The 26,330-nt window shown below is 65.3% G+C and carries 23 protein-coding genes; 5 read left to right on the top strand and 18 right to left on the bottom strand.

Translation table 11 applies throughout. From position 1 onward, the window contains the following. Window positions 1–129: 129 nt before the first annotated feature. Together purF and purM are read left to right on the top strand one after the other, a co-directional pair. The gene (gene purF / locus GPY60_RS06285) at window positions 130–1,665 is read left to right on the top strand and encodes an amidophosphoribosyltransferase (RefSeq protein ID WP_156686780.1); all 1,536 of its coding nucleotides are present in this window, start codon (window positions 130–132) and stop codon (window positions 1,663–1,665) included. Window positions 1,666–1,737: 72 nt separating this feature from the next. Next, window positions 1,738–2,832, top strand: coding sequence for a phosphoribosylformylglycinamidine cyclo-ligase (gene purM, locus GPY60_RS06280; RefSeq protein ID WP_156686779.1), 1,095 nt, complete (start codon window positions 1,738–1,740; stop codon window positions 2,830–2,832). 42 nt (window positions 2,833–2,874) lie between these two features. Here the strand turns inward: purM and GPY60_RS06275 are convergent, their stop codons facing one another. Together GPY60_RS06275 and ygfZ are read right to left on the bottom strand one after the other, a co-directional pair. Beyond that, window positions 2,875–3,057, bottom strand: a complete 183-nt coding sequence (locus GPY60_RS06275) for a DUF3073 domain-containing protein (RefSeq protein ID WP_156686778.1) — start codon at window positions 3,055–3,057, stop codon at window positions 2,875–2,877. 150 nt (window positions 3,058–3,207) lie between these two features. Further along, entirely contained in the window at window positions 3,208–4,302 is a 1,095-nt protein-coding gene (gene ygfZ, locus GPY60_RS06270) for a CAF17-like 4Fe-4S cluster assembly/insertion protein YgfZ (protein WP_156686777.1), read from the bottom strand. 143 nt (window positions 4,303–4,445) lie between these two features. On the opposite strand from ygfZ, the gene GPY60_RS06265 reads away from it, so the two are divergent. Beyond that, complete coding sequence (locus GPY60_RS06265; protein ID WP_156686859.1) at window positions 4,446–5,309, top strand: aminodeoxychorismate lyase; 864 nt, start codon at window positions 4,446–4,448, stop codon at window positions 5,307–5,309. 248 nt (window positions 5,310–5,557) lie between these two features. On the opposite strand, the gene GPY60_RS06260 is transcribed toward GPY60_RS06265, so the two are convergent. Both GPY60_RS06260 and GPY60_RS06255 read right to left on the bottom strand, forming a co-directional pair. Continuing rightward, the gene (locus GPY60_RS06260; protein WP_156686776.1) at window positions 5,558–6,220 is read right to left on the bottom strand and encodes a hypothetical protein; all 663 of its coding nucleotides are present in this window, start codon (window positions 6,218–6,220) and stop codon (window positions 5,558–5,560) included. Between the two features lie 71 nt (window positions 6,221–6,291). Beyond that, on the bottom strand, window positions 6,292–6,483 hold the full coding sequence (locus GPY60_RS06255) for a hypothetical protein (RefSeq protein WP_156686775.1): 192 nt from the start codon (window positions 6,481–6,483) through the stop codon (window positions 6,292–6,294). A 395-nt stretch (window positions 6,484–6,878) separates the two neighbouring features. Here GPY60_RS06255 and GPY60_RS27415 point away from each other — a divergent pair, with 395 nt between their 5' ends. Continuing rightward, window positions 6,879–7,454, top strand: coding sequence for a DUF3761 domain-containing protein (locus GPY60_RS27415; RefSeq protein ID WP_156686774.1), 576 nt, complete (start codon window positions 6,879–6,881; stop codon window positions 7,452–7,454). A 70-nt stretch (window positions 7,455–7,524) separates the two neighbouring features. Here GPY60_RS27415 and GPY60_RS06245 read toward each other — a convergent pair whose 3' ends face one another. The 4 genes from GPY60_RS06245 to GPY60_RS06230 form a co-directional block, all read right to left on the bottom strand. Beyond that, window positions 7,525–8,274 carry a hypothetical protein gene (locus tag GPY60_RS06245; protein WP_156686773.1) on the bottom strand — a complete coding sequence of 250 codons (750 nt, stop codon included), beginning with the start codon at window positions 8,272–8,274 and terminating at the stop codon, window positions 7,525–7,527. After that, entirely contained in the window at window positions 8,271–8,747 is a 477-nt protein-coding gene (locus GPY60_RS06240) for a hypothetical protein (RefSeq protein WP_156686772.1), read from the bottom strand. Before GPY60_RS06240 ends, GPY60_RS06245 begins: the two co-directional genes overlap by 4 nt. A gap of 208 nt (window positions 8,748–8,955) precedes the next feature. After that, window positions 8,956–10,461: an adenylate/guanylate cyclase domain-containing protein gene (locus GPY60_RS06235; RefSeq protein ID WP_156686771.1), complete on the bottom strand. Its 1,506-nt coding sequence runs from the start codon at window positions 10,459–10,461 to the stop codon at window positions 8,956–8,958. 237 nt (window positions 10,462–10,698) lie between these two features. Then, the gene (locus tag GPY60_RS06230; RefSeq protein WP_156686770.1) at window positions 10,699–12,198 is read right to left on the bottom strand and encodes an adenylate/guanylate cyclase domain-containing protein; all 1,500 of its coding nucleotides are present in this window, start codon (window positions 12,196–12,198) and stop codon (window positions 10,699–10,701) included. A gap of 243 nt (window positions 12,199–12,441) precedes the next feature. Between GPY60_RS06230 and GPY60_RS06225 the strand changes: the two genes are divergently transcribed. After that, window positions 12,442–13,041, top strand: coding sequence for a recombinase family protein (locus tag GPY60_RS06225; protein WP_156686769.1), 600 nt, complete (start codon window positions 12,442–12,444; stop codon window positions 13,039–13,041). 42 nt (window positions 13,042–13,083) lie between these two features. Here GPY60_RS06225 and GPY60_RS06220 read toward each other — a convergent pair whose 3' ends face one another. The 10 genes from GPY60_RS06220 to GPY60_RS06175 all read right to left on the bottom strand — a co-directional run bounded on the left by GPY60_RS06220 (window position 13,084) and on the right by GPY60_RS06175 (window position 26,241). Beyond that, the gene (locus GPY60_RS06220; protein WP_231639383.1) at window positions 13,084–15,765 is read right to left on the bottom strand and encodes an adenylate/guanylate cyclase domain-containing protein; all 2,682 of its coding nucleotides are present in this window, start codon (window positions 15,763–15,765) and stop codon (window positions 13,084–13,086) included. A 96-nt stretch (window positions 15,766–15,861) separates the two neighbouring features. Next, window positions 15,862–16,446, bottom strand: a complete 585-nt coding sequence (locus GPY60_RS06215; protein ID WP_156686768.1) for a hypothetical protein — start codon at window positions 16,444–16,446, stop codon at window positions 15,862–15,864. A gap of 592 nt (window positions 16,447–17,038) precedes the next feature. After that, window positions 17,039–17,242: a helix-turn-helix transcriptional regulator gene (locus tag GPY60_RS27685; RefSeq protein ID WP_156686767.1), complete on the bottom strand. Its 204-nt coding sequence runs from the start codon at window positions 17,240–17,242 to the stop codon at window positions 17,039–17,041. 1,271 nt (window positions 17,243–18,513) lie between these two features. Continuing rightward, a complete protein-coding gene (locus GPY60_RS06205) occupies window positions 18,514–19,398 on the bottom strand; it encodes a tyrosine-type recombinase/integrase (RefSeq protein WP_156686766.1) in 885 nt (294 codons plus the stop codon). Between the two features lie 264 nt (window positions 19,399–19,662). Further along, window positions 19,663–21,171 carry a sensor domain-containing protein gene (locus GPY60_RS06200; protein ID WP_156686765.1) on the bottom strand — a complete coding sequence of 503 codons (1,509 nt, stop codon included), beginning with the start codon at window positions 21,169–21,171 and terminating at the stop codon, window positions 19,663–19,665. A 118-nt stretch (window positions 21,172–21,289) separates the two neighbouring features. Next, entirely contained in the window at window positions 21,290–23,671 is a 2,382-nt protein-coding gene (locus GPY60_RS06195; protein WP_156686764.1) for a hypothetical protein, read from the bottom strand. Window positions 23,672–23,777: 106 nt separating this feature from the next. Further along, complete coding sequence (locus GPY60_RS06190; RefSeq protein WP_370462660.1) at window positions 23,778–24,440, bottom strand: FABP family protein; 663 nt, start codon at window positions 24,438–24,440, stop codon at window positions 23,778–23,780. 146 nt (window positions 24,441–24,586) lie between these two features. Beyond that, window positions 24,587–24,889: a DUF1416 domain-containing protein gene (locus GPY60_RS06185; protein ID WP_156686762.1), complete on the bottom strand. Its 303-nt coding sequence runs from the start codon at window positions 24,887–24,889 to the stop codon at window positions 24,587–24,589. A 1-nt stretch (window position 24,890) separates the two neighbouring features. Then, window positions 24,891–25,724 (bottom strand): sulfurtransferase, encoded by an 834-nt coding sequence (locus tag GPY60_RS06180; protein ID WP_156686761.1) that lies wholly within the window; start codon window positions 25,722–25,724, stop codon window positions 24,891–24,893. A gap of 46 nt (window positions 25,725–25,770) precedes the next feature. Further along, a complete protein-coding gene (locus tag GPY60_RS06175; RefSeq protein WP_156686760.1) occupies window positions 25,771–26,241 on the bottom strand; it encodes a DUF4395 domain-containing protein in 471 nt (156 codons plus the stop codon). Window positions 26,242–26,330: the final 89 nt, after the last annotated feature.

Genomic DNA, 26,330 nt, shown 5'->3' with positions numbered 1-26,330 from the left:
TGAACTGCAGGTTTAGGGTATCGACCCGGAATTTTCGGCCCGCAACACGCGCTGTGAATTGGGTACTGCGGTCGCCGTGCCCGTAGACTCCGGTACGTCACCAATCGTTCGCCAGGGAGCCGCCGAACCGTGACCGTCTCAGGACCAGAAGCACCCGAGCAGGACCTGAACTCACCCCGTGAAGAGTGCGGCGTCTTCGGGGTCTGGGCCCCGGGCGAGGACGTCGCGAAGCTCACCTATTACGGCTTGTACGCGCTGCAGCACCGGGGGCAGGAGGCGGCCGGCATCGCCGTCGCCGACGGCTCGCAGGTGCTCGTGTTCAAAGATCTCGGCCTGGTCAGTCAGGTGTTCGACGAGCAGACCCTCGCGGCGATGCAGGGCCACGTCGCGATCGGGCACTGCCGCTACTCCACGACGGGCGACACCACGTGGGAGAACGCCCAGCCGGTGTTCCGCAACACCGCGGCGGGCACCGGAGTGGCCCTGGGGCACAACGGCAATCTGGTCAACACCGCGGAGCTTGCCGCCCGCGCCCGGGACGAGGGATTGATCGCCAAGCGCGCGCCCGCCCCCGCTACGACGGACTCCGACATCCTCGGTGCGCTGCTGGCCCACGGGGCCGCCGATTCCACGCTCGAGCAGGCGGCGCTGGAACTGTTGCCGACCGTGCGCGGCGCGTTCTGCCTCACCTTCATGGACGAGAACACCCTGTATGCGTGCCGCGACCCGCACGGCGTGCGGCCGCTGTCGCTGGGCCGGCTGGACCGTGGCTGGGTCGTCGCCTCCGAGACCGCCGCCCTCGACATCGTCGGCGCCTCGTTCGTCCGCGACATCGAGCCCGGCGAACTGTTGGCGATCGACGCCGACGGCGTGCGCTCCACCCGCTTCGCCAACCCCACCCCGAAGGGCTGCGTCTTCGAGTACGTCTACCTCGCGCGGCCCGACAGCACGATCGCCGGCCGGTCGGTGCACGGCACCCGGGTCGAGATCGGTCGCCGGCTGGCCCGCGAATGCCCCGTCGAGGCCGACCTGGTGATCGGCGTCCCGGAATCGGGCACCCCCGCCGCGGTCGGCTACGCGCAGGAGTCCGGAATCCCGTACGGGCAGGGCCTGATGAAGAACGCCTACGTCGGGCGCACGTTCATCCAGCCGTCGCAGACCATCCGGCAGCTGGGCATCCGGCTCAAGCTGAATCCGCTCAAAGAGGTGATCCGCGGGAAGCGGCTGATCGTCGTCGACGACTCGATCGTGCGGGGCAACACCCAGCGCGCCCTGTTGCGGATGCTGCGCGAGGCCGGCGCGGTCGAGGTGCACGTGCGCATCGCCTCTCCGCCCGTGAAGTGGCCCTGCTTTTACGGCATCGACTTCCCGTCCCCGGCCGAGTTGATCGCCAACGCCGTGCAGGACAAAGAGGAAATGCTCGAGGCGGTCCGGCACGCCATCGGCGCCGACACGCTCGGGTACATCTCGCTGCGGGGACTGGTGGCGGCCTCCGAGCAGCCGGCGTCTCGGCTGTGCACCGCCTGCTTCGACGGCAAGTACCCGATCGAACTGCCAAGCGAGAGTGCGCTGGGCAAGAACGTCATCGAGCACATGCTCGCCAACGCCGCGCGCGGGGCAGGGCTCGACGACCTGGCGCCGGACGAGGTGCCGGTCGTTCACTGACCGTGTTGAAGTGAAATTACTTCACAGACGGGTGATACCGGCCTCAAGCGGCGCCCGGTAGCCTTTATCGCGATGACGGATCCCGGAAAAAGCCCCGGACGCGAACCGGGCAGCCAGGGCATCACCTACGCGTCGGCCGGGGTGGACATCGAAGCCGGTGACCGCGCCGTCGAACTGTTCCGGCCGTTGGCCACGAAGGCCACCAGACCCGAGGTTCGCGGCGGGCTGGGCGGGTTCGCCGGTCTGTTCGCCCTGCGGGGCGGTTACCGGGAGCCGGTGCTGGCGGCGTCCACCGACGGCGTCGGCACCAAGCTGGCGGTGGCGCAGGCGATGGACAAACACGACACCGTCGGCCTGGACCTGGTCGCCATGGTGGTCGACGACCTCGTGGTGTGCGGCGCCGAGCCGCTGTTCCTGCAGGACTACATCGCCGTCGGCCGCACCGTGCCGGAACGGCTGAGCGCCATCGTCGCGGGCATCGCCGAGGGATGCGTGCGCGCCGGCTGCGCGCTGCTGGGCGGCGAGACCGCCGAGCACCCCGGCCTGATGGAACCGGACCACTACGACATCTCGGCCACCGGCGTCGGCGTGGTCGAGGCCGACGACGTGCTGGGACCCGACCGCGTCAAACCCGGCGACGTGATCATTGCGATGGGCTCGTCGGGCCTGCATTCCAACGGCTACTCGCTGGCCCGCGCGGTGCTGCTCGAGATCGACCGGATGAACCTGGCGGGCTACGTCGAAGAATTCGGCCGCACCCTCGGCGAGGAACTTCTGGAACCGACGCGGATCTACGCCAAGGACTGCCTGGCGCTGGCCGCCGAAACCCACGTGCGCACGTTCTGCCACGTCACCGGAGGCGGTCTTGCTGGCAACCTGCAGCGGGTCGTCCCGCACGGGCTGGTCGCCGAAATCGACCGCGGAACCTGGACGCCCGCACCCGTGTTCGCCATGATCGCCCAGCGCGGCCGGGTGTCCCGCGAGGAGATGGAGAAGACGTTCAACATGGGCGTCGGCATGGTGGCCGTCGTGGCGCCCGAGGACACCGACCGGGCCCTGGCCATACTGACCGCCCGGCACCTGGATTGCTGGGTGCTCGGCACAGTCGGCAAAGGCGGAAAAGGAAGTCCGAGAGTAAACCTGGTCGGGCAGCACCCGAGGTTCTAGGGGGCCGGGAACGTCACCACTGACGCCCCCGCTGGGAAAGCGCTAACGGCGCCAGTCGTCTTCTTCAAGGGAGTCGTCCAAGAGGTCGCTGTCCACCGCGCCGGGTTCGTCGGCGCTCGTTCCGGACAGCTCCTGCTGAAGCCGCTGAAAGTCGGTCTGCGGAGAACTGTATTTGAGTTCTCTTGCAACCTTGGTCTGCTTTGCCTTAGCCCGGCCGCGGCCCATGGGGGAACCCCCTCGCGCAATAACGGAGCGGCCTAACGAGTAGGCGGCTCCGATCTCCTGGTTTCGTTATTGTCCTGCCGACAGTTTACCGTGCCTCACGGAGGACTGTCGGAGCCCCCTGCCCGCTGTGGCGGACGTCATCGACGATTATCACGCACCGCCCCGCAAGCGTTCAACGGCCAGCCGTCCGGCGCCGACGTGTTCGGTCGACGGCAGCGAATCCGGGTCGATGACGGCGGCCACCGACCCCTCCGGACCGGTCACCAATTCGGTGTCGGCGGGCAGTCCCCGCTTGACCAACGCCAGCGAGACCGGCCCGAGATCGACGTGCTCGACCACCGTGCCGAGGCGGCCGACGGCCCGGCCCCCGGCGAGCACCGCATCGCCCGTCGACGGCCGGTCCACCGACCCGTCGAGGTGCAACAGCACCAGCATCCGGGGCGGCCTGCCGAGATTGTGCACCCGCGCGACGGTCTCCTGCCCCCGATAGCAGCCCTTGTCGAGATGCACCGCGCCCTCGCCCGGCCCGCCGATCCAGCCCACCTCGTGCGGGATGGTGCGTTCGTCGGTGTCGACGCCCAACCGCGGGCGCAGGGCCGCCACCCGGTGCGCTTCGTAAGCCCACACCCCGGCCGGCCGCAGGCCCGCCTGCTCCAAGCGGCGTTGCCAGCCGGGCGACTCGGCGCGCGGGACGACCAGGTCCACTTCGACCGGCCCGCCGGGCGTGCTCGGCATTCGGCGGGCGAAGCCGCCGCCCGCCAGGGGCACCGCGACCTGTTCAGCGGGCAGGCTGTCGAGGCCGAGCGCGTCGAGCACCGCGCGGTCGGCGAGCCGTGGCCCCAGCAGCGAGAGCACCGCCATGTCGGCGGCGGCCGGCGCCACGTCGGACCAGAAGACCATCTTGCGCAGGTACTCGAGCAGCGGCGAGCCCCGCCAGGGCTCGGTGTCGAGGTAGGTGGTGCCCCCGAGCTCGGTCTGAATCCAGTGGTCTTCGACGCGGCCCTGGCCGTCGAGGCTGAGGTTCTGTGTGCTGGCGCCCTCGGGCAGATCGCTGACGTGCTGGGTCGTGAGGCTGTGCAGCCACGTCTGCCGGTCGCCGCCGGTCAGGGTGAGCACCGCGCGGTGCGAGCGATCGACCACGACAGCGTCATTCTGGGCGGCGCGCTGCTCACCGAGCGGATCACCGTAATGCCAGACCGCCCCGGCGTCGGGGCCGGGATCGGGTGCGGGTACTGCGGGGTTCACACGTCAACTCTACGGATCAGCAGCTCGAGTCCGCCGACTGTGACGCCAGCGTGACGCTCGCCGCCGAGTGTGCCGCCAGCGTCACGCTCGTGGCGGCGAGCCGAGACACGCGGGTACTAGGCTTCTGCTCCATGGCCACGGGGGTGATCGTCACGCTCGACGGCGAGCTGCACGCGCCGGACGCGCCGCTGCTGCACGCCGACGACCTCGCCGCCGTGCGGGGCGACGGCATTTTCGAGACCCTGCTCGTGCGCGACGGCGCGGCCTGCCTTCTGGAGTCGCACCTGCAGCGGTTGACCCAGTCGGCCCGGCTGATGGACCTGCCCGCGCCCGACCTGGCGAGCTGGCGGGGGGCGATCGGCATCGCCACCCGGCAGTGGGCCGCGCAAACCGCCGACGAGGGCGCGATGCGGCTGATCTACAGCCGCGGCCGCGAGGGCGGTTCGGCGCCGACGGCGTACGTGATGGTCACCGCCGTCCCCGAGCGGGTGACGGCGGTGCGGCGTGACGGGCTCGCGGCGATCACGCTGGACCGCGGCCTGCCCGCGACCGGCGCCGACGCGATGCCGTGGCTCCTCGCCGGCGCAAAGACGCTCTCCTACGCGGTCAACATGGCCGCGCTGCGGCACGCCGCGCGGCAGGGGGCCGGCGACGTCGTCTTCGTCAGCTCCGACGGCTACGTCCTGGAAGGCCCGCGGTCCACGGTCGTCATCGCGGTGGAATCCGAGACCGGCGCGCCCTGCCTGCTGACACCGCCGCCGTGGTATCCGATCCTGCGCGGAACCACCCAGCAGGCGCTGTTCGAGGTCGCCCGGGCCAAAGGCTACGACTGCGACTACCGCGCGCTGCGGGTGCCGGACCTGTTTGCCGCGCAAGGGGTTTGGCTGGTGTCGAGCATGACCCTGGCCGCTCGGGTGCACACGCTCGACGGCCGGCGACTGCCGCCGCCGCCCATGGGCGCCGAGTTCGCGAAACTGGTCGACTCCGCGATAGCCGGTGATCGCTGAGCGCTGAATCCTGTTGTCGGCGGCCCGAATTATCGGTACGGTCGGCCGTACACAGGGAAGGAGGTGGTCCGCGAAATTGATAGATACCGATGGACATGCGCTGTCCGCTTATAAGGGACTACAAGGTCAGGTGGACGCGCTGTCGTCCTAGTTATCTTGGACTGGGCTAACCCCCCAGCCCGTGCACTACAACCCAGACCCCCCGGTGCCCAATTGTGCCGGGGGGTCTGCCATTGTGGCCAGGCTTCCTAATCCGGCGGAACCCAGCGGATGGTTTCGTCGTCCGGGTCCGCCCTCTGAAGCTCTCGCAGAATTTGGCGACCAAAGTCGCTCACGTCGTGAAGGAAGCTCCCCGGGCCGAAGGTCATTCCATACTGTAAGACAACACCAGTGTTGACCAACGTAACTAGAACGGGAACCGGCAGGTCGGCTCCCGCCTGCTTCATTGGGCCGTCGTAGTCGCGCGCTGCGTCCCCATTGCTGTCATATTTCTCCGGCCGAGGGCCTCGCGAATCCGAAAGCGCTACCAGACGAGCCAGTGCCCGGATGTGCACTGTGTCCAACTGGCTCAGTGCAGTGGCGATGAGTATCGCAACATCTACCTCTTCGCTGTTCTTGAAGGCATTTGCAGCAGCCAACACCAACAGCCGCCGTTTGGCCTCGAAGCCCGAGCGCTCCACTGCGTCTAGAACCTGAACCAGCAGCGCAGCCAAGTCCTCGTTTTCGCGGGCGAGTCGATACAGCTCCTCGACGCCAACGATTTCGGCTATCTGTTGCCCAGTTTGCTCAGCCCGGTACCTCCGCCACTCATTGAGATTGTGGTAAAGGTCCTTCGCCAGATCGCCGACCACTGGGACTTTCGAGAAGGCCCAGCCAACGGCGATTTGACCTGGGGTTTTCGGCGTATCCACACCCACATCGTAGGTGTGAACCAGCCAAAACCCCCGTGCCTCGTCGTGTTGGGCGCGGGTGTTTTGTGTGGTTACGGAAGCAGGGGTTGGCGACCGAGAATGGTCGAGAGCGCGGCTACGTCCTCGGCGGCGAGGAGCGGCGACTCGTCCACGAGTCTGTCGATATGGGCCAGCGTCTCAGCGCTGAGCTTGGACGCCTTGATGGGTAACCATTCCGGCTCCTGGGCGAGTTGTGTGGCGGTGACGTTCTGCTGAGGGGTCATGCGCCGAACGGTAGCCAATCATTCACGAGTTGAGTAGGCGCTCAACTGTATTCGTTGGGGGCAGACCGTGCCCAGGCCGCAAGGTCAAACGCCTATGTCCTCCTTGTCCCGAACGACGACGACTAGGCGATATGGCTGGCGTGAGTTGCTGATGGACAATCCAGGCGTACTAGCTGCTAAGCAGTGCGCTTCTATCAATGCTCAACGGTTATTAGTAACGGCCATCTGAAGGGAAAGCACCGCCCTGCGTAGCCGTTAAAGCGCTCCCCTGAGGTCAATTTAGGGGATATAGAAGCGCATGCGATGGAATTTTTACAGAACTGATGTGATCAACTCTTTGGACGCATACGCTCGGGCAACGTCATCAAAAGCAGGCGTATCACGTAGGGGTCGGCATGTTCATTTGTCGTGGCTTGCTGTGCGTAGCTGTCGTCATGGCCACGTTCGCTTCTGTGCCATCGGCTTATTCAGGTGCCTACCCGGGGTCGCTTGACCGCGTCCCAACGGTGCGGATGCCGTTCCCCGAGTCGCCATGCGACTACAGAAGCAAGCGGACTGGGGAATGTGTCGAAGGTGTCGACGACAACCCAGTTGGTGCCTCCGCCGAGTGTAGAGACGGCCTGTACTCACACAGCGTCACCCGAAACGGCACATGTTCGCATCACGGCGGTGTCGAAAAGTGGTGTCCGTGCGGCGATGCGTCCTCAGCAGTCGCAAGCGCGGCCGCACCGCAAGCTGCCGACGAATACTTTCTCGGCCTGCTGTCTCAGATTCCCAACCTCATCATCCGCGACCCAGGGGCTATGACTTCTAGCGGTCGCGAGGTATGCATGCACCTTCAAAACGGCGACGAAACCAGGGACGACGCGATCTCGGCGACGCTACGAAACACCCCTAACGGGACGCTTGGCGCGGCCACCGCGATGATCGACGCTGCCGTCAGCGCCTACTGTCCTCAACTCGGCGGCTGATGTCCGGGCCAACGGAGAAGCGGTCCCCTTCGGATGTGTCTGGGTAGACGCAGAGAATGATCTGAAGGGGCTATGCCGCTGTTTCTGCGATGAACTGATCAGCTTCGGTTTCATCGATTACTTTGCAGACCTCTGTGAGGTTATGCACCTGCCACGGTTCCCAGTCGCCCTTTTGTAAGAGCGCCACGCGGTGATTAAGACTCGGCGTTGCTCCTAGGAACAAGCCGGAGGCGTGGTCGTACGAACGAATCCTGGTGTCGCTGTCCCGTCCTGCCAAAGCCTGGAGGTAGTAGTTCTCACTATCGCGACCCGCGTAAGAGAGCGTGACGAGGCGGCCCGGCCCATACTTCCCGGGCATCCTGGCGCGGGGGACCACGGGTGTCCTAGCGGCTACGCGATCTATCGCGCGGTCGGCGAAAGTGGCGGACCTCCTTGACCCGGCCAAGGCCCGCAAACCCTCCGCACGGATCGCAGCGTCCGCGACGGCCTGGATGGCGACCGCTACGTCAGCGGCATCCGCCGCCGCCGTGAGTTCCCATTCTTCGGCCCCGAACATCGGCGGAAGCCCTGTTGAGTCACGTACAGCCGCGAACGACCGCGCGAGACGGCCAGACGAGAAGTCGAGGCCCGCATCCGAGAGTTCGTCAGCGGCCAAACCCCGGTCGGTAACTGTCACTACCCCGTCATCAATCGTGACCAGCACCGTCACTAGATTTCCGGACGCAAAGGTAGTTGGGAGGCTGACCAAGTGCCCGTCGCCATACGGCACTGCCTTCAGAGTCTCGCGGTAGCCCTTGACAATCGCGTCGATGACTTTCATGGCTGCCTCCCTGCTGGCGGATCACTCCACTGCACATCAAGAATATCCATCCCGATCGGTGCGGCGAACGCTGCCAGGATCGCACGATAGACCTGAGGTGTGACACGTTGTCCCACCTGGACGGTGGGAACGCCGGTTGGGTTTGGGTAGAAGGACTCCGGAGCGCTGAAGGCGGGCCGCCGCTGAATGTGCGTTACAAATTGGTGCAGTTTGCTTCCATCGCGATGCGTGCCATTGACATCTAGTCGATAAATGCAAATCTGGCGCAGAGTGACAAGCAACGTCGGCTCAGAGGCACGTTTCTTGCCGATACGGTAGACAAACTCGGCCTCGCCTGACTGAAAGCCGGTCGCCTCAAGGGGAAGCTTCGCGACGAAGCTAGCGTTGACATCTTGCCAATTCATCGGCCCATACGCTCGAAGGCCGCTGCGACCGCCGAGCAACCATCCCGTTTCCGACGCGTTAAAGGTCATACCGGGCGTCCCGCGCCTTCACGAAATGAAACTTTACCTTCGCGCGGTCCGTCTGGTCTGTAAACGAAACGCTGGTCCAGCTCCGCCCCGGTGCGATCCGATTAGACGTGACGTTGGTCGTACGGAGATGTCCGAAAGTTTCGTTGTGAGGTTCTCGAAAGCCGCAGCCAAAGTGATGCCCTCAACGGGTCAGTTCGACCCGCGCCTCTCACTCTTGATTTATGCCGAACACCTGGACGGCGGCGGCCTTCCCCTTCAACACATGGAGTCCTCGGTCGATCAGTCCAGAGGGTCGCGAAGCCAGAGCACCAACGCACTGCTGGGTGAGCAGGATAGCGTCGCCGGTGGTCTTGGTCAGTTGCTCGACGCGAGCTGCCACGTTCACGGCGTCACCGATGAGGGTGAACTCAAGCTTGCCGCCACCACCGATGGTTCCGGCGATCACCACCCCGGTGTTGATGCCGATACCAATCCGAAGCTCCCCACCGAACCGCTCGGCAACAAGGCGGTGAATCATCACGGCAGCAGACAAAGCCGAGTCGGCATGGTCGGCTAGGTCGTTGGGTGCGCCGAAAACGGCCAGCGCCCCGTCACCCAAGAACTTGTTGACATGCCCACCGGCGTCGACAACGGCAGGCACCACGATCTCGAACAAGGCATTGAGGCGGGAGACGGTGTCCTCGGCGGTGTTGGCCTCCGCGAACGGGGTGAAGTCGCGGATGTCGATGAACATCACTGTCACTTCGCGGCGCTCACCGGTGAACACATCGTCGCCCTGCTCCAGCAGCCGCGCCGCCAACGCCGGGTCAACGTAGGTGCCGAACGCGGCCTGAAGTCGTTGCCGCTCAGCCAACCCCGCCTGCATCCGATTGAACGACGCCGACAGCGCACCCAAATCATCGTCCTGAACCACCGGAAGGCGTTGGCTGTAATCACCGGCCCCCACCCGCACAGTCGCTTCGGCAAGGTCGCGAATGGGCCGAAGCGACGGCGAGACAGCCGCACCCACGGTGACCGGTACTCCGAAGCCGAGCGTCACCGCGCCCCCGATCACAACGGCAACGACGGGTAGCTCCCCGCCCCGGTCCAACACGACCCCCAGCATGGCGCCCCCAGTCGTGAACGCAAACACACAAGCAGCGATTGAGAGGTTCAGCCACGCAGCAAAAGTCGGACGGGAGCGCGGCAGAGAGTCACCAATCCCCGTGTCCCCCGCGAGAGCGGCCCGCGCCGGTCGCATTCCTCCCTCCAAACCGGTGTGCATACCGATGAGATATGTAGCGATGCCCACAATCACGGCCAAAGTCCCGTACTGGACGAGCCGCGACCCGCTCGCCCCGGCGATCACGCCGACAACCATCAACAGCACCACGGCCCAAACCGGCGTGATCAACAACCCTCGAACCCCCGCTGCGCGTGCCCAGGCGTATGTCGCTCCGAGTGCCGTCGCACGATCGACCGCGCAGCCAGCCGCCCACCGCTCAACCAGACGGATCGGTCCCACACCGGGAAGATTCACCACGAACGCCAACACCACTACGGCGACGCCGGTGACCACTGCCGCCTCGACGTAGTGACTTGACTTCTCGTAAGCGACAACAACAAACGACCAAAGCAGGAAGGTCGGCAACAGTGACGCAAATGCGACGAGCCAACACACCCAGGAATAGCGCGTCCCGTACCGATCCCACGCCCACTGCCAAATGCGATCCATCCCGCGACATTAAACGTTTAGCGCCTCGACGGGCGGATACTTCCGGCTCTACGCAGTGTCACGCTGATTGCGAGAGAACGACGGACCCCGTTGGCCGCGTCGGGTCCCGTCTGTCTCAATACTTTCGTTGTGTGAATTTCTCGAAAGCTGCAGCGGAAGTAGGGACCGCTATGGTGAAGCGGCAGACGCCTGTTTCACCGCCCCTTAGCGGGTGACGTTGACCCGCACGTTGGTGTCTTAGTCGAGGCCGAAGACTTGCACGGAAGCTGACTTTCCCTTCAGGACATGCAATCCCCGGTCGATAAGTCCGGGCGGTCGCGACGGCAGAGCATCAACACACTGTTGGGTGAGCAGAACCGTGTCGCCCGTGGTCTTGGTGAGTTGCTCGACGCGGGCCGCGACGTTGACGGCATCCCCGATGAGGGTGAACTCCAGCTTGCCGCCGCCGCCGATGGTTCCGACGATCACGGTGCCTGTGTTGATCCCGATGCCAATCCGAAGCTCTCCACCGAAGCGTTCGGCAACCAGGCGGTGAATCCTCACGGCGGCAGTCAAAGCCGACTCGGCATGGTCTGCTAGGTCGTTGGGTGCGCCGAACACGGCTAATGCGCCGTCTCCGAGGAACTTGTTGACATGCCCACCCGCATCAACCACCGCAGGCACCACGATCTCGAACAACGCGTTGAGTCGGGCGACGGTGTCTTCGGCGGTGTTGGCCTCCGCGAATGGGGTGAAGTCGCGGATGTCGACAAACATCACCGTCACTTCTCTGCGCTCACCGGTGAATACATCGTCCCCTTGCTCAAGGAGCCTTATGGCGAGGGCGGGGTCGACGTACGTGCCGAACGCGGCGTGAAGTCGTTGTCGCTCAGCCAAACCCGCCTGCATGCGGTTGAAAGACGCGGCCAGCGCGCCGAGGTCATCGTCCTGAACCACCGGCAGGCGTTGGCTGTAGTCGCCCGCCGCGACACGCTCAGTGCCTTCGGCAAGGTCTCGTAGGGGCCTCAACAACGGTGAGTATCCGACGCAGACGGTAATCGGCACCGCAAAGCCGAGTGTCACCGCACACCCAATCACAACAGCAAGCACAGGAACCTGAGCGACTCGGTGGAATATGGCTCCCAGCATCACACCTACGACGACGTAGGAGAACGCCGTCGAGAGCAGGGCCATCATGGACCACGCAGCGACAGTCGGACGCGAGCGGGGCAAGACATCGCCGATCCCCGCGCCCCCCGCAATCGTGATTCTGGCTGGCCGCAGCATCGCTTCCACCAAGCTGTGCCCAGCAACCAGCATCGCGGAGAATCCGACGAAAGCACCCCAGACCCCATACTGAGCCAGCCGCGACCCCGCCGCTCCGGTAATCCCACCAATTGCAACCGCTAGCAGAGCGGCAGACGCGACCATAGCGGCGAACGTTCGCGCAAAGAACCTGCGAGCAAACGTGTAGGTGGCAGCCAGTGCCGCTTCCCGATCGACCTCGTAACCGGCTGCCCACCGCTCCACACGGCGCGCGACACCTTGGCCCGGAAGAATACTCACGTAACCGAAGACCGCGACGACGACCACCGTGATGGCGGCTGCCTCGACGTAACGATGAGACTGCTCTAAAGCCACGACGACAAACGACTCGAACAGGTAGATCGCCAGGGCACTGGAAGACGCCATCGCCCACATCGCCCACGAGTACCTCGGTCCGTACCGATCCCACGCCCACTGCCAGATGCGATCCATGCCGGAAGACTAAACGTGAAGCGAGCCGACTCTCGTTCGCAGAGGAAGGGCAACGTTGACAAGACAAACGACGAACCTACTTGGTTCCCCGAGTCGGTATGTCTCAGAACCTTAGATTCCGACGGTACGCAGCGAGTGCTACAGCCGGAGAGAAACGCCCAGATGGGTGTGTCGCAAAACTTGCCTCAAATTAAGAGTCGCACAACCTTGTGCCTGAGATACTTCTGAGACAGACTGGTGATCGTGAACGCAACGACTGCCACGACCACGGGCGTCCAAATCGGATACGCCCGCGTCTCAACCGGCCACCAATCTTTGGACCAGCAGCTCGACGCCCTCACAGCAGCGGGCGTGAATCCGGATCGGATTTACAGAGACAAGCTTTCTGGAACGTCAACCCGCGAGCAGCGGCCCGGCCTCGCCGCCTTAATGGACTACGCACGACCCGGTGACGCAATCGTCGTGGTCGGAATAGATCGGTTGGGCCGTAATGCCGCCGAGGTCATGATGACTATTCGCGAGCTTGGCGAGCGAAACATCGTTCTCCGCTCGTTGCGCGAGGGAATCGATACGTCCAACGCCACAGGCCGCATGGTGGCCGGGGTGCTTGCCAGTCTGGCGGAACTTGAACTGGAACTCGGCCGTGAGCGCCGTACAGCGGCACGGGAAGCGCGTCGGGCACGCGGCCAGCACATCGGACGACCCAAGGCGCTTGACGCGAAGAAGGCCGGTCTGGCGCAGCGGATGCACGCTAATGGTGAGTCGGCGAGCACGATTGCCAATGCCCTCGGCGTGAGTCGGGCGACGGTATACCGCGTCTTGGCCGAACAAACTGCTGATTGAGAGGCTGCGGCGCTTTTGCGTTGGACACGCGGCTAGCGCAACTCAACCAGGGTGTTCGAGTTCTGTTCGGGCCTGGTCGATTTGGTCGTAGGCGTAGGTCACCATCGCTGCGGTGGTCATCGCCCCGCCTTTGCGTGCGAGTGATTCGTAGGTCTGATCGCCGAAGACTTCGCGGAGGTGTGCAACTCCGGCGCTTACCTCCCGGTACAGCATTTCGGTGAGGGGACTTAGAGCGAACCCGGCAATTGTGGCCGCCGACTCGTAGCGTCCGAGCTGGTCCAAGACCGTGGCGAGGAGAGCCAGAGGCGTGCGCATCGTGGTGGTGTCGCCCGAGTCGTGCATGTTCCGGATTGCCAAACTGAGACAGTCGAACGCGGACGCCATGTCGCCGTGCGTGGCCTCTAGGCGAGACAGGTTATACGCAATCATGGACTCGATGAAGCGATTGCCGCTGTCTTGGGCGATTGCCAGGCTCCGTCGTAAGGCATCGAGTGCGCGGGCAGGGTCTGTGTCGCTGAACGCGAGGCCGTCAGCGGAGAGCGCGAAGGACACCACGCACGGGTTCTCCGTTGATTCCGCTGCCTCAATCAGGCCAGCCGCGACAACCCTCGCTTCTTCACCCGAACCGGCGAACACCAGCCCCATAACCAGAGATGCCCGGATGCCGACCGCTGCGTCGCGGCGGCGACGCAGCTCGGCACGACATATTTCGACCCACCGTTCGGGATGCCCGACGTACATGTAAGCACCTCCGATGTTGCCTTCGAAGCCGTACGGCAGCACATCGCAACTCCTGCCGAGAACGATTTTGCTTCCGTCGTCGCTGTATCGAATCGCCGCCTCGACCCGTCCTGCCGTATAGCAATTCGACGCCATGGTGTACAGAGCTGCCAGCCGGGGATGGTCAACGGCGCGAGCGGGTTCGATCAGCTCTTCTGACCAAGTGATCGGTTCATAACTTTCCACCAGATAACCCAGAAACGATGCGAACGTTGCGATGGTGACGGCCCTGTCGAGGTCACTTTCATCGGTGGCCCATCGAAACGCGGTGCGCAAATTGGCTAACTCAGCAGAGAACCAGTCATACGCCTCGCGCTGGCGGGCGCTGTCCCACAGGGCCAGGATGTCGGCTTCGCGCCCGGCGAAATAGCGAGCATGCGCGGTTCGCACCTCATTTACTGCGCCTGAGCAGACGAGCTGCTCCTCAGCGAACTCGCGAATCGTCTCCAACATCGAAAACCGGGTCCGCCCCGAAGACCGGTCAGCCACCAGTAACGACTTGCGCACCAAGGCGTCCAGCCGATCCAGCACGGCGAAGTCGTCGTGGCCATCAAATCCAGCAACGGCGCAGGCGCTGTGCAAATCGAATCCACCCGCGAACACCGAACACCGCTCCAGCAGCTTCTTTTCCGCGTCGTCGAGCAGGTCATAGGACCACGCCACCGCGTGCCGCAGGGTGTGGTGGCGCGACAGGCCACGCCGGGAGCCGACCAGCAGCCGGAACCGCTGGTCGAGACGATCACGGACCTCGCGTGCGGTCATCGACGCCATTCGCGAGGCCGCCAACTCGATCGCTAACGGGATGCCGTCGAGTCTGCGGCAGATTTCCACGACCGCGTCGGCCTCGCCGTGCTGGCCCAGCGAGAAGTCCGACACGACGCTGCGAGCACGGTCGAGGAAAAGGTTCACCGCAGCCGATTGGCTGCCAGAATTGACGTCGAGGGACGGGACCCGCCAGAGCTGTTCGTCGTTGACCCCCAAACCTTCGCGGCTGGTAGCCAGGATGCTGACCGTCACCGAAGTGGCCAGGATCGCCTCAACCAGATCGGCCGCCGCGTCGACCACGTGCTCGCAGTTATCCAACACCAGCAGCCGCACCCGGCCCTCCAACGCCGACGCCACCGACTCGGTCACCGTCTTGCCCGGCTGCTGGATGATGCCCAACACCGCAGCCACCGCGTCGGGCACCGCCGCCGGATCAGCCACCGCAGCCAAGTCGAAAAACCACACCCCGTCGGGAAAGTCGTCGGCTACCCGTGCCGCGACCTCGGTGGCCAGCCGGGTCTTGCCGACCCCGCCCGCCCCAGTCAACGTCACCAATCGATGAGCCTTCACCGCCGATTGCAGCTCGGCGACCTCCGACTCACGCCCGATAAAGCTCGTGCTCACAGGCCGCAAATTCCCCGGGCTAGCATCAAGCGCCCGCAACGGGGGAAAGTCTGCCTGCAGGCCCGGCGCTCGGACCTGAAACACTCCGACCGGGATGGGTAGGTCTCGCAACCGTCGCGGCCCCAAATCCACCAGCTCCACACCACTGAGCAGACCCGCTGTTGACTCGCCCACAAGAATCTGCCCACCATGCCCGGCGGCCATAACCCGCGCCGCTCGGTTGAGCACCGCACCGAAGTAATCCCCGTCGCGCAGTTCGGCTTCCCCGGTCGCGATGCCCATCCGTACCGGCAATTTCAGTGCTCTCTGGGCGGCCACCGCCGCATCGACCGCTGCCTTCGGCGAACTAAATGCCGCGCACACCCCGTCGCCGGTGTGTTTGAACAGGAAGCCGGTGTGAGCGTCGATCACTGAGCGCAACACTTCGTCGTGCGCGGCCAGTGCCACCCGCATGCCGTCCGCATCGGCTTCCCACCGACGGGTCGAACCCTCCACGTCGGTGAACAGAAACGTCACCACCCCCGAGGGAGCAGTGGCCGCCGGATCAGCGGACACCCCAGCAGACTCCCACAACAGACCCTCTCCCACCTAGCAACGGCCATCATGGCGTCCCTCGCGTGAGGCAGCGGGAATTAGGCCCGGAGCGGCAGATCAGAGGTATTCAGCCAACGCTTGCTGGCAGAACTCTCGATACACCTCTGGCCGTCCCTTATGCACACGCGCATTGGAGGCGCTGTAGTGCGGAACTTTCACAACCCGCGAATCCGCAGGTAATGACCTGGACAGCGCCTTGTAGCTCTTGTCACCCAGGCACACGAACAACTGGTCTGGTTCCCCAAGCAAGGACACTTCCTGCATGAAGGCTTCGACATCCCTATCGCCGGGATTCACCTTTGCCGACTTGCTTTGATGTGTCTCTGGTATGAGGTCTGTCATGTAGCAACCCCAAAGCCACGTTCCGTAAAACGCTGTGGCAAGAAAGTGGTCGTTGTGTACGCCCGGCGTGTGAAAGTTGGCCCATTCGCGCCCGGGTATGCGCACCGGGGGTTGCCCATCGCCCGCTGGGTTGAGTCCGAGGATCACGGCCTGGCCGTGCAGTCTGTTGAGGTGCTGGGTTTCGTGCGTTGGGAATCGGAGGTTGCCGTGCCGGTCAAACGGAGGTATGGCATCCCACGATCCCCAGACTGCCCAACTTCCATGCCAGGCGTATGGCTCCATCGTCTCGAAGAGGCTCACATGCACTCCTTGATCTGTAATGCGCAACGCTAGCGGGCAGACAGGAAGCGATCCCCTCGCAACCCCGACCGCCGCCTCGATGCAGCAGCCTGGCGGGCATGTTCCGACTCTCAGGCCAAGCCAAGTTCCTTCAACAACACCCACTGAGCCTCGAACGGCTCTTTCGCTTTCGTCGAACCGGCTACCCGTCTGCTGGCTCATTGGGACTGCCCACCGGCTCTTGTATCCGCACGTAGCGCCTCATCGGCGCATCCATGAGCCTGGACGGACCGGCAGCGGTTGTGCGTCGCGCATCACCTACGCGAGTGCGCCCGCTGTAGCGCCACGCCCCGCCTCTAGCTCACCCCTTCTCTATGCGACTGCGGCACAGTGCATTTGGGTTGCCTGGGGGGTACCCCAAGGCGCCGGAAATCCTGACACCTCGAGCATATCTGCCTCTCTCTCCCCGGGCATATCCGGTCGGGAGGTTTTCTGCAAAACCGCAGGTCGGGTCCGCCGCCAACTTTGACGATATTGATGCGCGAGACCGCTTTTCGCTAAAAGCCCTGGTCGCGACACCCTCCGTCGGAGGGTCTGCCAAAGCCTTTGGCGCTCAACCACCCTCACCCTTCAGCGTCCGTTCACACTCGCGGATAAGGAAATTCTCTACGTCGCTGCGGCGGAACACGAGCCGCTTGCCACGCCGCCACCCGGCCGGGCCGGTGCCCCTGTACCGCATGCTGTAGACGGTGCCAGGTGATACGCCGAGCAGCCCGGCGACTTCCCGAACGCCGAGTAGTCGATCTGTCTGTGTCATGTCGCTTTCTCCAAATCTTTTGTTCGGCGCCAACACTGGCTTGGGAGTGGGGTGTCTGGTATCCCCTGGCGGCGACGCTCAGCGGCGAGTGCCTGCCGCGCCGATTGTTCTAGTGGACCCCAGTTGTTGTTCTTGGCCCTGCTTAGATCGGCCTTCTCTTTAGCTGCCTGACGACGGTCCTCTTTCATATGCCGCTTCGCGGCGGTACGGACGTTGCCCCTCATGGCTTCGACTCTCTCCCTGCCGTTGTGGCGAGCGGAACTGGCTCGCTGTAGTTGTGACTCGCCAGTCCGAAATCATTTGCGTCGTTATCGGTGGCGAGTCTCGCTATTTCTGCGCCCCAGGGGTCGGGGCACGCGCTTGGTCCAGAACTCTTGCGGCTGCCTGGGCACCGATGTGGGGCAGTCCTCTGGGTCTTGTCAATTCCATTGCGGAGATGGACAAGCCAATCCTGGCAGCGCGCTTCGTGCTGCCTAGCCGTGTCCGAGATAGCAGGCTTGATACGAAACAGTCCTCTCGGAGACACGACGAACCCCAGCCCGTGACTCGGGCCAACGTTGACCGGGGTTGCTCCATCCGCCAGCTAACTCTCCCCGCTTGCCTTGGCTTACCCAGGTAGTTCGGGGGAGCATTTTCTATTCGATTGTCACACCAAACATGTTGGTGATCACCAGTTGTGGAGACCGCGCCGCGCGGCGTAGCTGCACCGTACCCCTCGTGCGGAGATAGCGTTACGCGGGTCCATGGGAAGAAGATTTAGAGTTCAAGGTTTAGGACGGTGGAGAGAAGACTCTCGATCACCTGGATGTCCAACATCTTTCATCTCTTCTACTTGTAATTGTACTGCATGCCTTCCGATTTCGATATTAATCAGCGGTTGCTGCCGCGACTGACAGGACCAGTGTAGGCGTTCGGCCTCGGCGTGAAACGGAAGATAATTCGGCCACCTGTTTCCGTTTCACGCCAAAACTGGCATGGGAGGATGGCAGCATGACCTCAGTCGTTGGACGAGTCCCTCGCGCCTACATTGTTCGGCGCGTATGTGATGAACCAGACTGAACGAAAGCTACTCGCATCCATCGCTTCCCACGAATCATGGGCGCGCACAGAAGATCGCGCAGCCCGCACCGCACCGGCCCGCGCCGCCATGATGGCCAAGTTTGAGCGTGAGGTAGACCCCGACAGTGTGCTACCGCCAGAAGAACGCATGAAGCGCGCCGAGAACCTGAAGACGGCCTACTTTAAACGGCTGGCCCTGAAATCGGCCCGCGCTAGAAAGCGCCGAGGCTAAGGGTCTGTGCCTCGCTGAGCGCCCTGTCGGTGGCGCTGGCCCGAGTGTAGCGGTCCAACATGCTGCGCTGGTCCCATCCAGCGATGGCCATCAGACCACCCTCGCTGCCCCCCTGGCGCAACCAACGTGTTGCGGCAGTGTGCCGCATCAGGTGCAGATGGAAATTGGGCACAGAGGCGCTCTCAGCCCGTTGTTGCAGTGTCTTGCGTAATCCGTAGTACCCGAACGACTTTCCGCCAACCCCTACCCAGAGCGGGCCTTCCATGGCCATATTCAGTCGCCGCCGCATTCGCAGGTATCGGTCAATAGCCTCTGCACACTCCCTGCTGAATGGAACCACTCGTTCCTTCCGCCCCTTGCCTTTACGGACGATGGTGCGGCGTGCGGCGAGGTCCGTCTCGGCCAGCAGGATTCCGACCGTCTCTTGTGCGCGGGTGCCGGTCTCTGCCATGAACCGCACTAACGCTTCGTCGCGGCGATCTGCTAGAGACGTTCCTTTGCAGGCTTTGATCATGGCCGCCACTTGGTCGTCGCGTAGGGCCTCGGTGACCTTCGCGGAGAGCTTCGGGGGTGCCACGCCCGTGAACGGGTTTGCGTCGATCTCACCTTCCTCATGAAGCCAGGCCGCATAGCTCTTGACGGCCTGCTGCCGGATACGGGCGGTCGAGGCAGACAGGCTGCCGAGCATGTCGGCAATCCAGGCCCGCAGCGAGTCGCGGTCGAGGGCTGGTCGTTCGAGCCGTTCGCACCACTCCAGGTACACCGTCACGGCATAGGTGTAGGTGGTGATTGTGCCGGGTGACTTGTTGCCCTCCATGGCGAGCCGCCAGGAGGGGAGTAGCGCTGTGAGCAAAGATGCGTTCATGCAGTTATTGTGACATGGAGCGCTGTCCGTGAAACGGAAGTGGATTTACGCCCCATAACAGCAGCTCAGGGCGCTAAGGCCACCGGATCGTTAGTCCAAGAATTTGATAGCTTCATGGACATGTGAGGTGGCTGCGCGCTAGCAGCAGTGGCTTGGAATAACCGGCAGATTGCGCTGGCGAATTCCCCGCAGCCACCCGGCCCCCGAGCTTCCCGGTCCGTCCAATCGGGAGCTTTGCTCGGGGGCCGCACCATGTCAGGACCCTTATTGCGCCACCTTCGCCGAGATCTGCTCCGCGATCCGGCCCGCCTGACCCGCCTCCGAATCGGGTCCGCACAGCAGCACGTCGATGACCACCGCCGACGCCGCCCGCAACACGTGGTGGCAGATCCGGGTGCCGTCCGCCTGCGTCCGCTGCTGGGCGATCCGCGGCGGGGTGCCGTCGAGGGCGTCGAATTTCCACCCGTAGGTCTTGCCGCCGTAGGTGGTTGTCACCATCTGCCCCGCACAGGCTTTCCACCTGTCCGCCGAGCCCTGGACGAACGCACCGGCCTTGTCGGCCGACGGAAACGCGACCACGGATTCGAAGATCCGGTGCGCCGGTTCCTCACCGGGACTGTGGACGGCCTGGCCGGCGACGGCGGTGTAGCCGCTGCCCTTGTACGCGGCGTCCGCCATGGGCTCATAGGCGCCCAGGCAATCGGGGTTGGACAGGGCCCACCTGGGTGAACGCATCGCGCTCGCCTTCTCCGACACGACGAGATTCGGCTCGCCCACGATCGCGCCGACGTCCTCGGCGCCGACCAGGTAGGAGTCGAGCCTCCCGGCGTCCGTGACGTTGGTGTTCGCCGCGCCCGCCGGCGCCGAGGTCGTCGAGGCTGGACCGGCCTTGGACGCCGGCTTCGACTTGCCGCCCTGGGTGGCCAAGACGACCACGATTGCGACGGCGACGATCACGGCAACGACCGCCCCGCCGATCAGAAGCAGTCGCTTGTTCGACCCGCCGCTGGACGGCGCGGTAGCGGGAGCCGCCGAGGGGGCGGCCGGGGCGCTCGGCTTCGCGGCGGTCGTCGCGGCCTCGGCGGCCGGGGCCGGGTGGGCCCCCGGTGGGCCGTCCTTGGCCTCGATCTCGGCCAGCACGTTGTCGATCTCGGTGCGGGTTCGATACGTCACGTCGTGGCGCAGGCGCAGCATGCGCAGGAGCTGGGCGATGTCGCCGCGGGCGCTCGGGTCGTCCCCGTCCTCGTCAAGCCCCGATCGCAACTCGACCAGGAGTTGCATCTGCTGCTGGGGGCTGAGCTCCTTCTCGGCGAGGGTGTTGCCGAGCCGGGTGATGTAGCCGAACGGCACCGGCGGCTCGTCGGGGAGCGGATCCGGCAGTGGCGCCGGGTTTCGCTGCAGCGCGTGCACCGCGGTCACCAATTGGATGCCGGCGTCGACGGTGGGCTCCCGGTAATCGATGATCTGCAGCGTCGCAAGGGGATTCACCCGCATGCTGTCGATGTCACCGATCCGCACGGGCAGGATCGGCCGGTGCAGCGCCTGCGCGTAGCGCAGTTCGGCCTGGCTGGGCTTGGACTGCAGCCAGTTGTTGGACAGCGCGACCACGAACACGTCGCATTGGCGGATCTGCTCGAGGATCTTGTTCCACCAGGAGTCGCCGCCCCCGAGTTCCTGGTCGAACCACACCTGTTGCTGCGCTTTGCGAAGCGCGTTCGTCAGCGCATCGACGGTCAACCTGTCCTGGCTCGAATAGCTGATGAACAGCGCCATCGCAGTCTCCTAGAGTGAGCCGCATCGAACGAAACGGGCGAAAGCCTGCGTGCGGCTGTTGCACACGCGCCGATACCGTATCAGTGTCTGGGCCTTCGGCATGGCGCAAACTCGGCCGTCATAGGGGTCCGTCGCCGTCGTCGGGAACGCGAGCGTCCGCGGGCGGCGGGAGTTCGGCGTAGCGACGGGCGAATTCGGCACCGGGAACCGGCCATTGCTCGCCGCCCTCACCCCGGACGATCCAGTCGCCCTCGGCGGCGGTGTTGGGGCCCTCCAACGTGTTGACGACCTCTCCGGGGTGTGCCGGCCGCGCCTGAACCCGGCCCTTGCGCTGCCAGCGCCCGTCGCCGGCCGGTTCGTAGGTCTCCCGGAAGATGTCGTCGCGCACCGACCACGTCTTGCCGTCCTCGTGCACCGCCCAGTCCCCGGCGTCGGCGCGCATGGTGTGCCCGGAATCCGATGTCCACGTCCAGGGGCTGCTGTGCTGCTCGGCGGAGACCGTCCCGGAACGAGTGAAGGACTGCCACAGCGGCCGCGACCGGAAACCCAGTTGCCGCAGGCTCCACAGGGTGCCCGCCAGGCTCCGCACCGCGGCGTTGAGTAGGTCGGGCGTGCTCTCCACGACGGACCAGTCGACCAGCTTGTCGTGGATCTTCCGGGAGTCGTCGCGGGGCGTGCCGTATTTCCATCCGTTGTGCCGGTAGTAGCGGCACCAGTCCTCGTGTTCCGCCTTGGCCATGCTGAGAGCCGAACCGCGGTCGAAGCCCATCAGCGCAAGCTGTTCCAGCGCCGGCAGCCCGGCCATGTCGCGGGCCGACAGCTGGGTGGGCGGGCTGCCCCAGGTGTTCCAGGTGTGCCCGGCGATCTGCTCGACCATCCACAGGGCGTTTCGCACCTGACGGCGGTTGGAGCCGCGGTAGAACTCGTTGAGTTCGGACCACGGCATCGCCGCCGCGGATCGCGGGGCGCCCGGGTCGATCGTCGACACGTAACGCTCGTGGATCAGCCTGGCGGCACGCTCCCAGGCGTCCTGGACCTGCCCCTCGCGGGTGTCCAGCACGAGGGAGTAGGACTGCAGCATGCCGACGACCTGAATCGAGTCGTCGGCGATGCTGGTGTTGAGATCCGATGCGTAGACGGGCATCTCGGGGTAGCGGGCGGCCAGCCGGGTGGAGGTCGTCGCGGCGCGCGCATCGACGAGGATCACCGCGCTGGTGGCGGGATCGGCGTCGCCGATGAGCTTGAGCAGCGTGGGTATCGTGGGCGACTCCGCGATGGCGTCGATGGTCGGCCCGTCCGATACGAAACCGGCCTGCTGCCGATAGAACTCGTGATCGCGCAGGTATTCGTCCGCGTCCCGCTCGACCAGGGTGAGGGCGGGCAACGGCGTGGCGCCGGGCGGGGTGTAGAACTCCCGCTCGAGCGCGCGCTGGGTCAGGTTGGCGCACAGCGCCAGGGTCAATTGGGAAGTGCCGCAGACGAATACGTGCCTGGTTTGGCCCGTGGCGATGATGTCGTCGAGCAGCCGGCCGGCGGTCACCTCGAACTTGCCGACCACATCGGCCGCCCAGCGGGTGTCGGAGCCGCCGAACTGCTGGGCGCGCCACGCCTCGGCCAGCCAGGGGTCGTCCATGCGCACGATGAGCGGCAGCCGCTGCTTGTGGGCGACCTCGGCGAGCCGGCGGCTGATCAGATCGAGCCACATCAGGTTGATCGCCGGGTCGGGCGCCATCAGGTAGAGCCGGGAAAGGTTGCGCCACAGCCGAAGCGACACGAGGGTGGACGGCGCGTTGAAGTCGACCAGCACCACCTTGGCGCCCTGGCGGCGGACGCGCTGGACGCGGTCGTCGCCCGCGCCGGTGAGGACCACCAGCGTGGTGCGGCGGTCGAGCGTCCGGGCGACCGCACTGATCATGGATTGCGTGTCGTCGTCGACGCCCACGATGACGGCGACCGAGTCGGCGAGGTTGGCGCGCAGCCGGTCGACCTGCGACCGGAAGACGCCCACCACAACCCCGCCCAGACCGGTGAAGATGGCCGCCAGCGCGGCGATCCGCGCCAGCTCCAGCCCGACGGGCGTGGGATTCGGACAGGTGCGTCCGCTCAGTGAGTAGTCGCCGATGCTGCCCTTTACCAACTGCGCCGTCGCCATGAGTGGCGTGAAGAAGGCGGGGTGGTTGGCGTCGTGGCAGTACCAGTACGAGGCCAGGCCCAGCACCGCGTCCATGGTCACCAGGACCGCGATGACGGTGAAGGACACCCCGACGAGCCGGTGGTTGCCGCCCGAGCGGAACGTCAACACACACGCCGCGACCAGCACCGCCACCATGACGGCGAGCGTGGCCATCGAGCCGGGCCGGCCGAACCACGCGAGCCAGGGCGGCAGCGCATCAATGATCCACGGCCACAACGCCAGTACGGCCAGGTAGCCGACGAGCAGGACGCCGACGCCGGTCACCGTCCACCGCAGCAGGGGCGAAGTTCTCCGCGCGGAACGCATGGGGCGCCGCCCTCCCTTCTGGCATGCGATGGGCCGCTGCGACGTCGAACAGTACAGAAGGATAGGGCGAGATTGTCCGGAAACGGCGGGCGAGACCCGCGGGCGGTCAGCCCACGAACCGTGACAGCCGCGCCGACAGGTGCGGCACCAGGCCGCCGTCGGCGTCGACCCGCTCCTCGACGTAGGCCAGGTCGCCACCCTCGACGATGCCGTAGAGGCGTTTCGCCCCGCCCACCAGAACACCCGAGCGGCTGCGTGCCAGCGCGTCGGTCACCAGTTCCCACGACGACTGGTTGCGAGGGCGGCCGTAGAACAGTTCGACGTATCCGGCGGAGTGCGCGAGCAACAGTTCGATCGCCTGGGATTCGGTCGGGTCGTCGGGGTCGTTGACGAACCGCCAGAAGCCCGTCTCCCGCAGGCCGGGCTGGTGATAGTCGCCGTTGTCGTCCAGCCGCCAGGACCGCGCTTCCCAGTTGAGATAGTCGCCGCCGTCGTGGGACACCACGATCTGCTGGCCGAACCGGTAGTCGCCGTCGTGTGCGCGGCCCTCGCCCTCTCCGCGCCACACGCCGACCAGCGGCAGCAGGGCCAGCAGCGCATCGTGCAGGTTGGCGCCCTCGCGCAGGTTCGCGGTGTCGGCCGGAACCGGCAGATCGTCGAAGGCGGGAATGTTGCGCGACGCGGTCACTTTGGCGCGCTCGGCGGCGGCGGCGACCGCACGGTCGCCGGAGCCCACCGGTCCTTCAGGGGTCTCGCCGGAAGTCACGATTCGTCGGTGATGAGGCGGTAGAGCGTGTACAGGGCGAACCAGGAAATGACGACCACCGCTACGACCAGCATGATCTCGAAGAAGAGCACCACACCGTCGAGTCTATTCGCCCCCGCGGTCGATCAAGTCGCTCAGGGCAATCCGGTCTAGGCGACCTTGACGTCGACCTCGTGGATGCCGGCGCCCGACGGGGTCACCACGGCGTCGCCGTTCCCGACCCGGGACAGCGCGCGAAGGGTCCACGACCCCGGCGCGGCGAAGAAGCGGAACTCGCCGGTGGCCGAGGCGACCACCTCGGCGGTGAACTCGTCCGACGAGTCCAGCAGGCGGACGAAGGCACCGCCCACCGTCTGGCCGTCGCGGTCCACGACGCGTCCGGTGATGACCGTTTCCTTCTCGAGGTCAACGCTGGCCGGCAACGTCAGTCCTTGTTTCGGTCCAGAGCACATATCAGCTTCCCAACTCGATCGGGGCGCCCACCAGGGAGCCGTATTCCGTCCAACTGCCGTCGTAGTTCTTGACGTTTTTGTGCCCGAGTAATTCCCGCAGCACGAACCAGGTGTGCGAGGAACGCTCCCCGATCCGGCAGTACGCGATGGTTTCCTTGGAGTCGTCCAGGCCGGCGTCGGCGTACAGCTTGGCCAGCTCCTCATCGGACTTGAAGGTGCCGTCCTCGTTCGCGGCCCTGCTCCAGGGCACGTTGATCGCGCCGGGGATGTGTCCGGGCCGCTGGCTTTGTTCCTGCGGCAGGTGCGCGGGCGCCAGGATCTTGCCGGAGAACTCGTCGGGGGAGCGCACGTCGACCAGGTTCTTCACATTGATCGCGTTGATCACCTCGTCACGGAAGGCACGGATGCTGTTGTCCGGCGCCGCCGCCGTGTACGACGTTGCGGGCCTGCTGACGGGGTCGCTGGACAGGGGCCGCCCGTCGAGTTCCCACTTCTTGCGCCCGCCGTCGAGCAGCTTGACGTTTTCGTGGCCGTAGACCTTGAAGTACCAGTACGCGTACGCGGCGAACCAGTTGTTGTTGCCGCCGTAGAGGATCACGGTGTCGTCGTTGGAGATGCCGCGCTCGCTGAGCAGCTTGGAGAACTGCTGGGCGTCGACGAAGTCGCGCCTGACCGCGTCCTGCAGGTCGTCGCGCCAGTCGAGCTTGATCGCGCCGGGGATGTGGGCGACGTCGTACGCGTCGGTGTCCTCGTCGACCTCGACGAAGACGACCTTCGGGGCGTCGAGGTTGCTCTCAGCCCAGTCGGGGGAGACCAGGACGTCGGAGCGTGCCATGGGGTGATTCCTTTCGATTACCTACAGATGGCCCGGGGGCCGGTGGTCATGCGGGATGGGGCGTGCGGCGCAGCCGCGCCACCAGCGGGTAGAGCTGGCAGCCGAGGCAGATGCCGAAGGCCGCGTTGAGGAAGGCGGCCACCAGCGCGGCCGCGGCGGCGACGACTCCAACCAGGAAGGCGCCGGCCGCGAACCCGGCCGCGCCGACGACCGCGAAGATCAGGCCGACGAGCTGGGCGAACTTCAGCGGTGGGATCGGTTCGCGCTCCTTGACGGGCCCCAGCCGGGGCGCCACCAGCCGGGCGAACACCCGCCCGTAAGGGTGACGGCGCGGGCCTCCGACGGCGCCGATAGCGAAGATCACCGCCTGCGCGGCGAGCACGGCGGCGGCCGCGGGCGGGCTGACCGCCGCGACGAGCAGCGCGATGACCAGGACTGCGGTGGTGACCCAGGCGGCGAACCGCGGTCCGCGCACGTCGACGACGTCGGGGTCAGGGGTGGTATTGCCGGTCGGCACGTGATTGCTCCTCGATACGCCTATATGCACGAAAAAGGTTGGGAGGCATGCCACGGTGGAATCCGGGCTGCTCCGAGCGCTACGCAGAA

The organism is Mycobacterium sp. Marseille-P9652, assembly GCF_902652685.1.
GTDB lineage: Bacteria > Actinomycetota > Actinomycetes > Mycobacteriales > Mycobacteriaceae > Mycobacterium.
This window is presented reverse-complemented; position numbering and strand designations above follow the sequence as displayed.

Excerpts from the sequence above, each read along its gene's own strand:
- GPY60_RS06255 (WP_156686775.1), bottom strand. The coding sequence starts at position 6,483 with ATGACCCCTCAGCAGAACGTCACCGCCACACAACTCGCCCAGGAGCCG.
- GPY60_RS06205 (WP_156686766.1), bottom strand. The coding sequence starts at position 19,398 with ATGAACGCATCTTTGCTCACAGCGCTACTCCCCTCCTGGCGGCTCGCC.
- GPY60_RS06275 (WP_156686778.1), bottom strand. The coding sequence starts at position 3,057 with ATGGGCCGCGGCCGGGCTAAGGCAAAGCAGACCAAGGTTGCAAGAGAA.
- GPY60_RS27415 (WP_156686774.1), top strand. The coding sequence starts at position 6,879 with ATGTTCATTTGTCGTGGCTTGCTGTGCGTAGCTGTCGTCATGGCCACG.
- GPY60_RS06235 (WP_156686771.1), bottom strand. The coding sequence starts at position 10,461 with ATGGATCGCATTTGGCAGTGGGCGTGGGATCGGTACGGGACGCGCTAT.
- GPY60_RS06245 (WP_156686773.1), bottom strand. The coding sequence starts at position 8,274 with ATGAAAGTCATCGACGCGATTGTCAAGGGCTACCGCGAGACTCTGAAG.
- GPY60_RS27685 (WP_156686767.1), bottom strand. The coding sequence starts at position 17,242 with ATGACACAGACAGATCGACTACTCGGCGTTCGGGAAGTCGCCGGGCTG.
- GPY60_RS06240 (WP_156686772.1), bottom strand. The coding sequence starts at position 8,747 with ATGACCTTTAACGCGTCGGAAACGGGATGGTTGCTCGGCGGTCGCAGC.
- GPY60_RS06230 (WP_156686770.1), bottom strand. The coding sequence starts at position 12,198 with ATGGATCGCATCTGGCAGTGGGCGTGGGATCGGTACGGACCGAGGTAC.
- GPY60_RS06200 (WP_156686765.1), bottom strand. The coding sequence starts at position 21,171 with ATGGCGCTGTTCATCAGCTATTCGAGCCAGGACAGGTTGACCGTCGAT.
- GPY60_RS06180 (WP_156686761.1), bottom strand. The coding sequence starts at position 25,724 with ATGGCACGCTCCGACGTCCTGGTCTCCCCCGACTGGGCTGAGAGCAAC.
- GPY60_RS06185 (WP_156686762.1), bottom strand. The coding sequence starts at position 24,889 with ATGTGCTCTGGACCGAAACAAGGACTGACGTTGCCGGCCAGCGTTGAC.
- purM (WP_156686779.1), top strand. The coding sequence starts at position 1,738 with ATGACGGATCCCGGAAAAAGCCCCGGACGCGAACCGGGCAGCCAGGGC.
- GPY60_RS06195 (WP_156686764.1), bottom strand. The coding sequence starts at position 23,671 with ATGCGTTCCGCGCGGAGAACTTCGCCCCTGCTGCGGTGGACGGTGACC.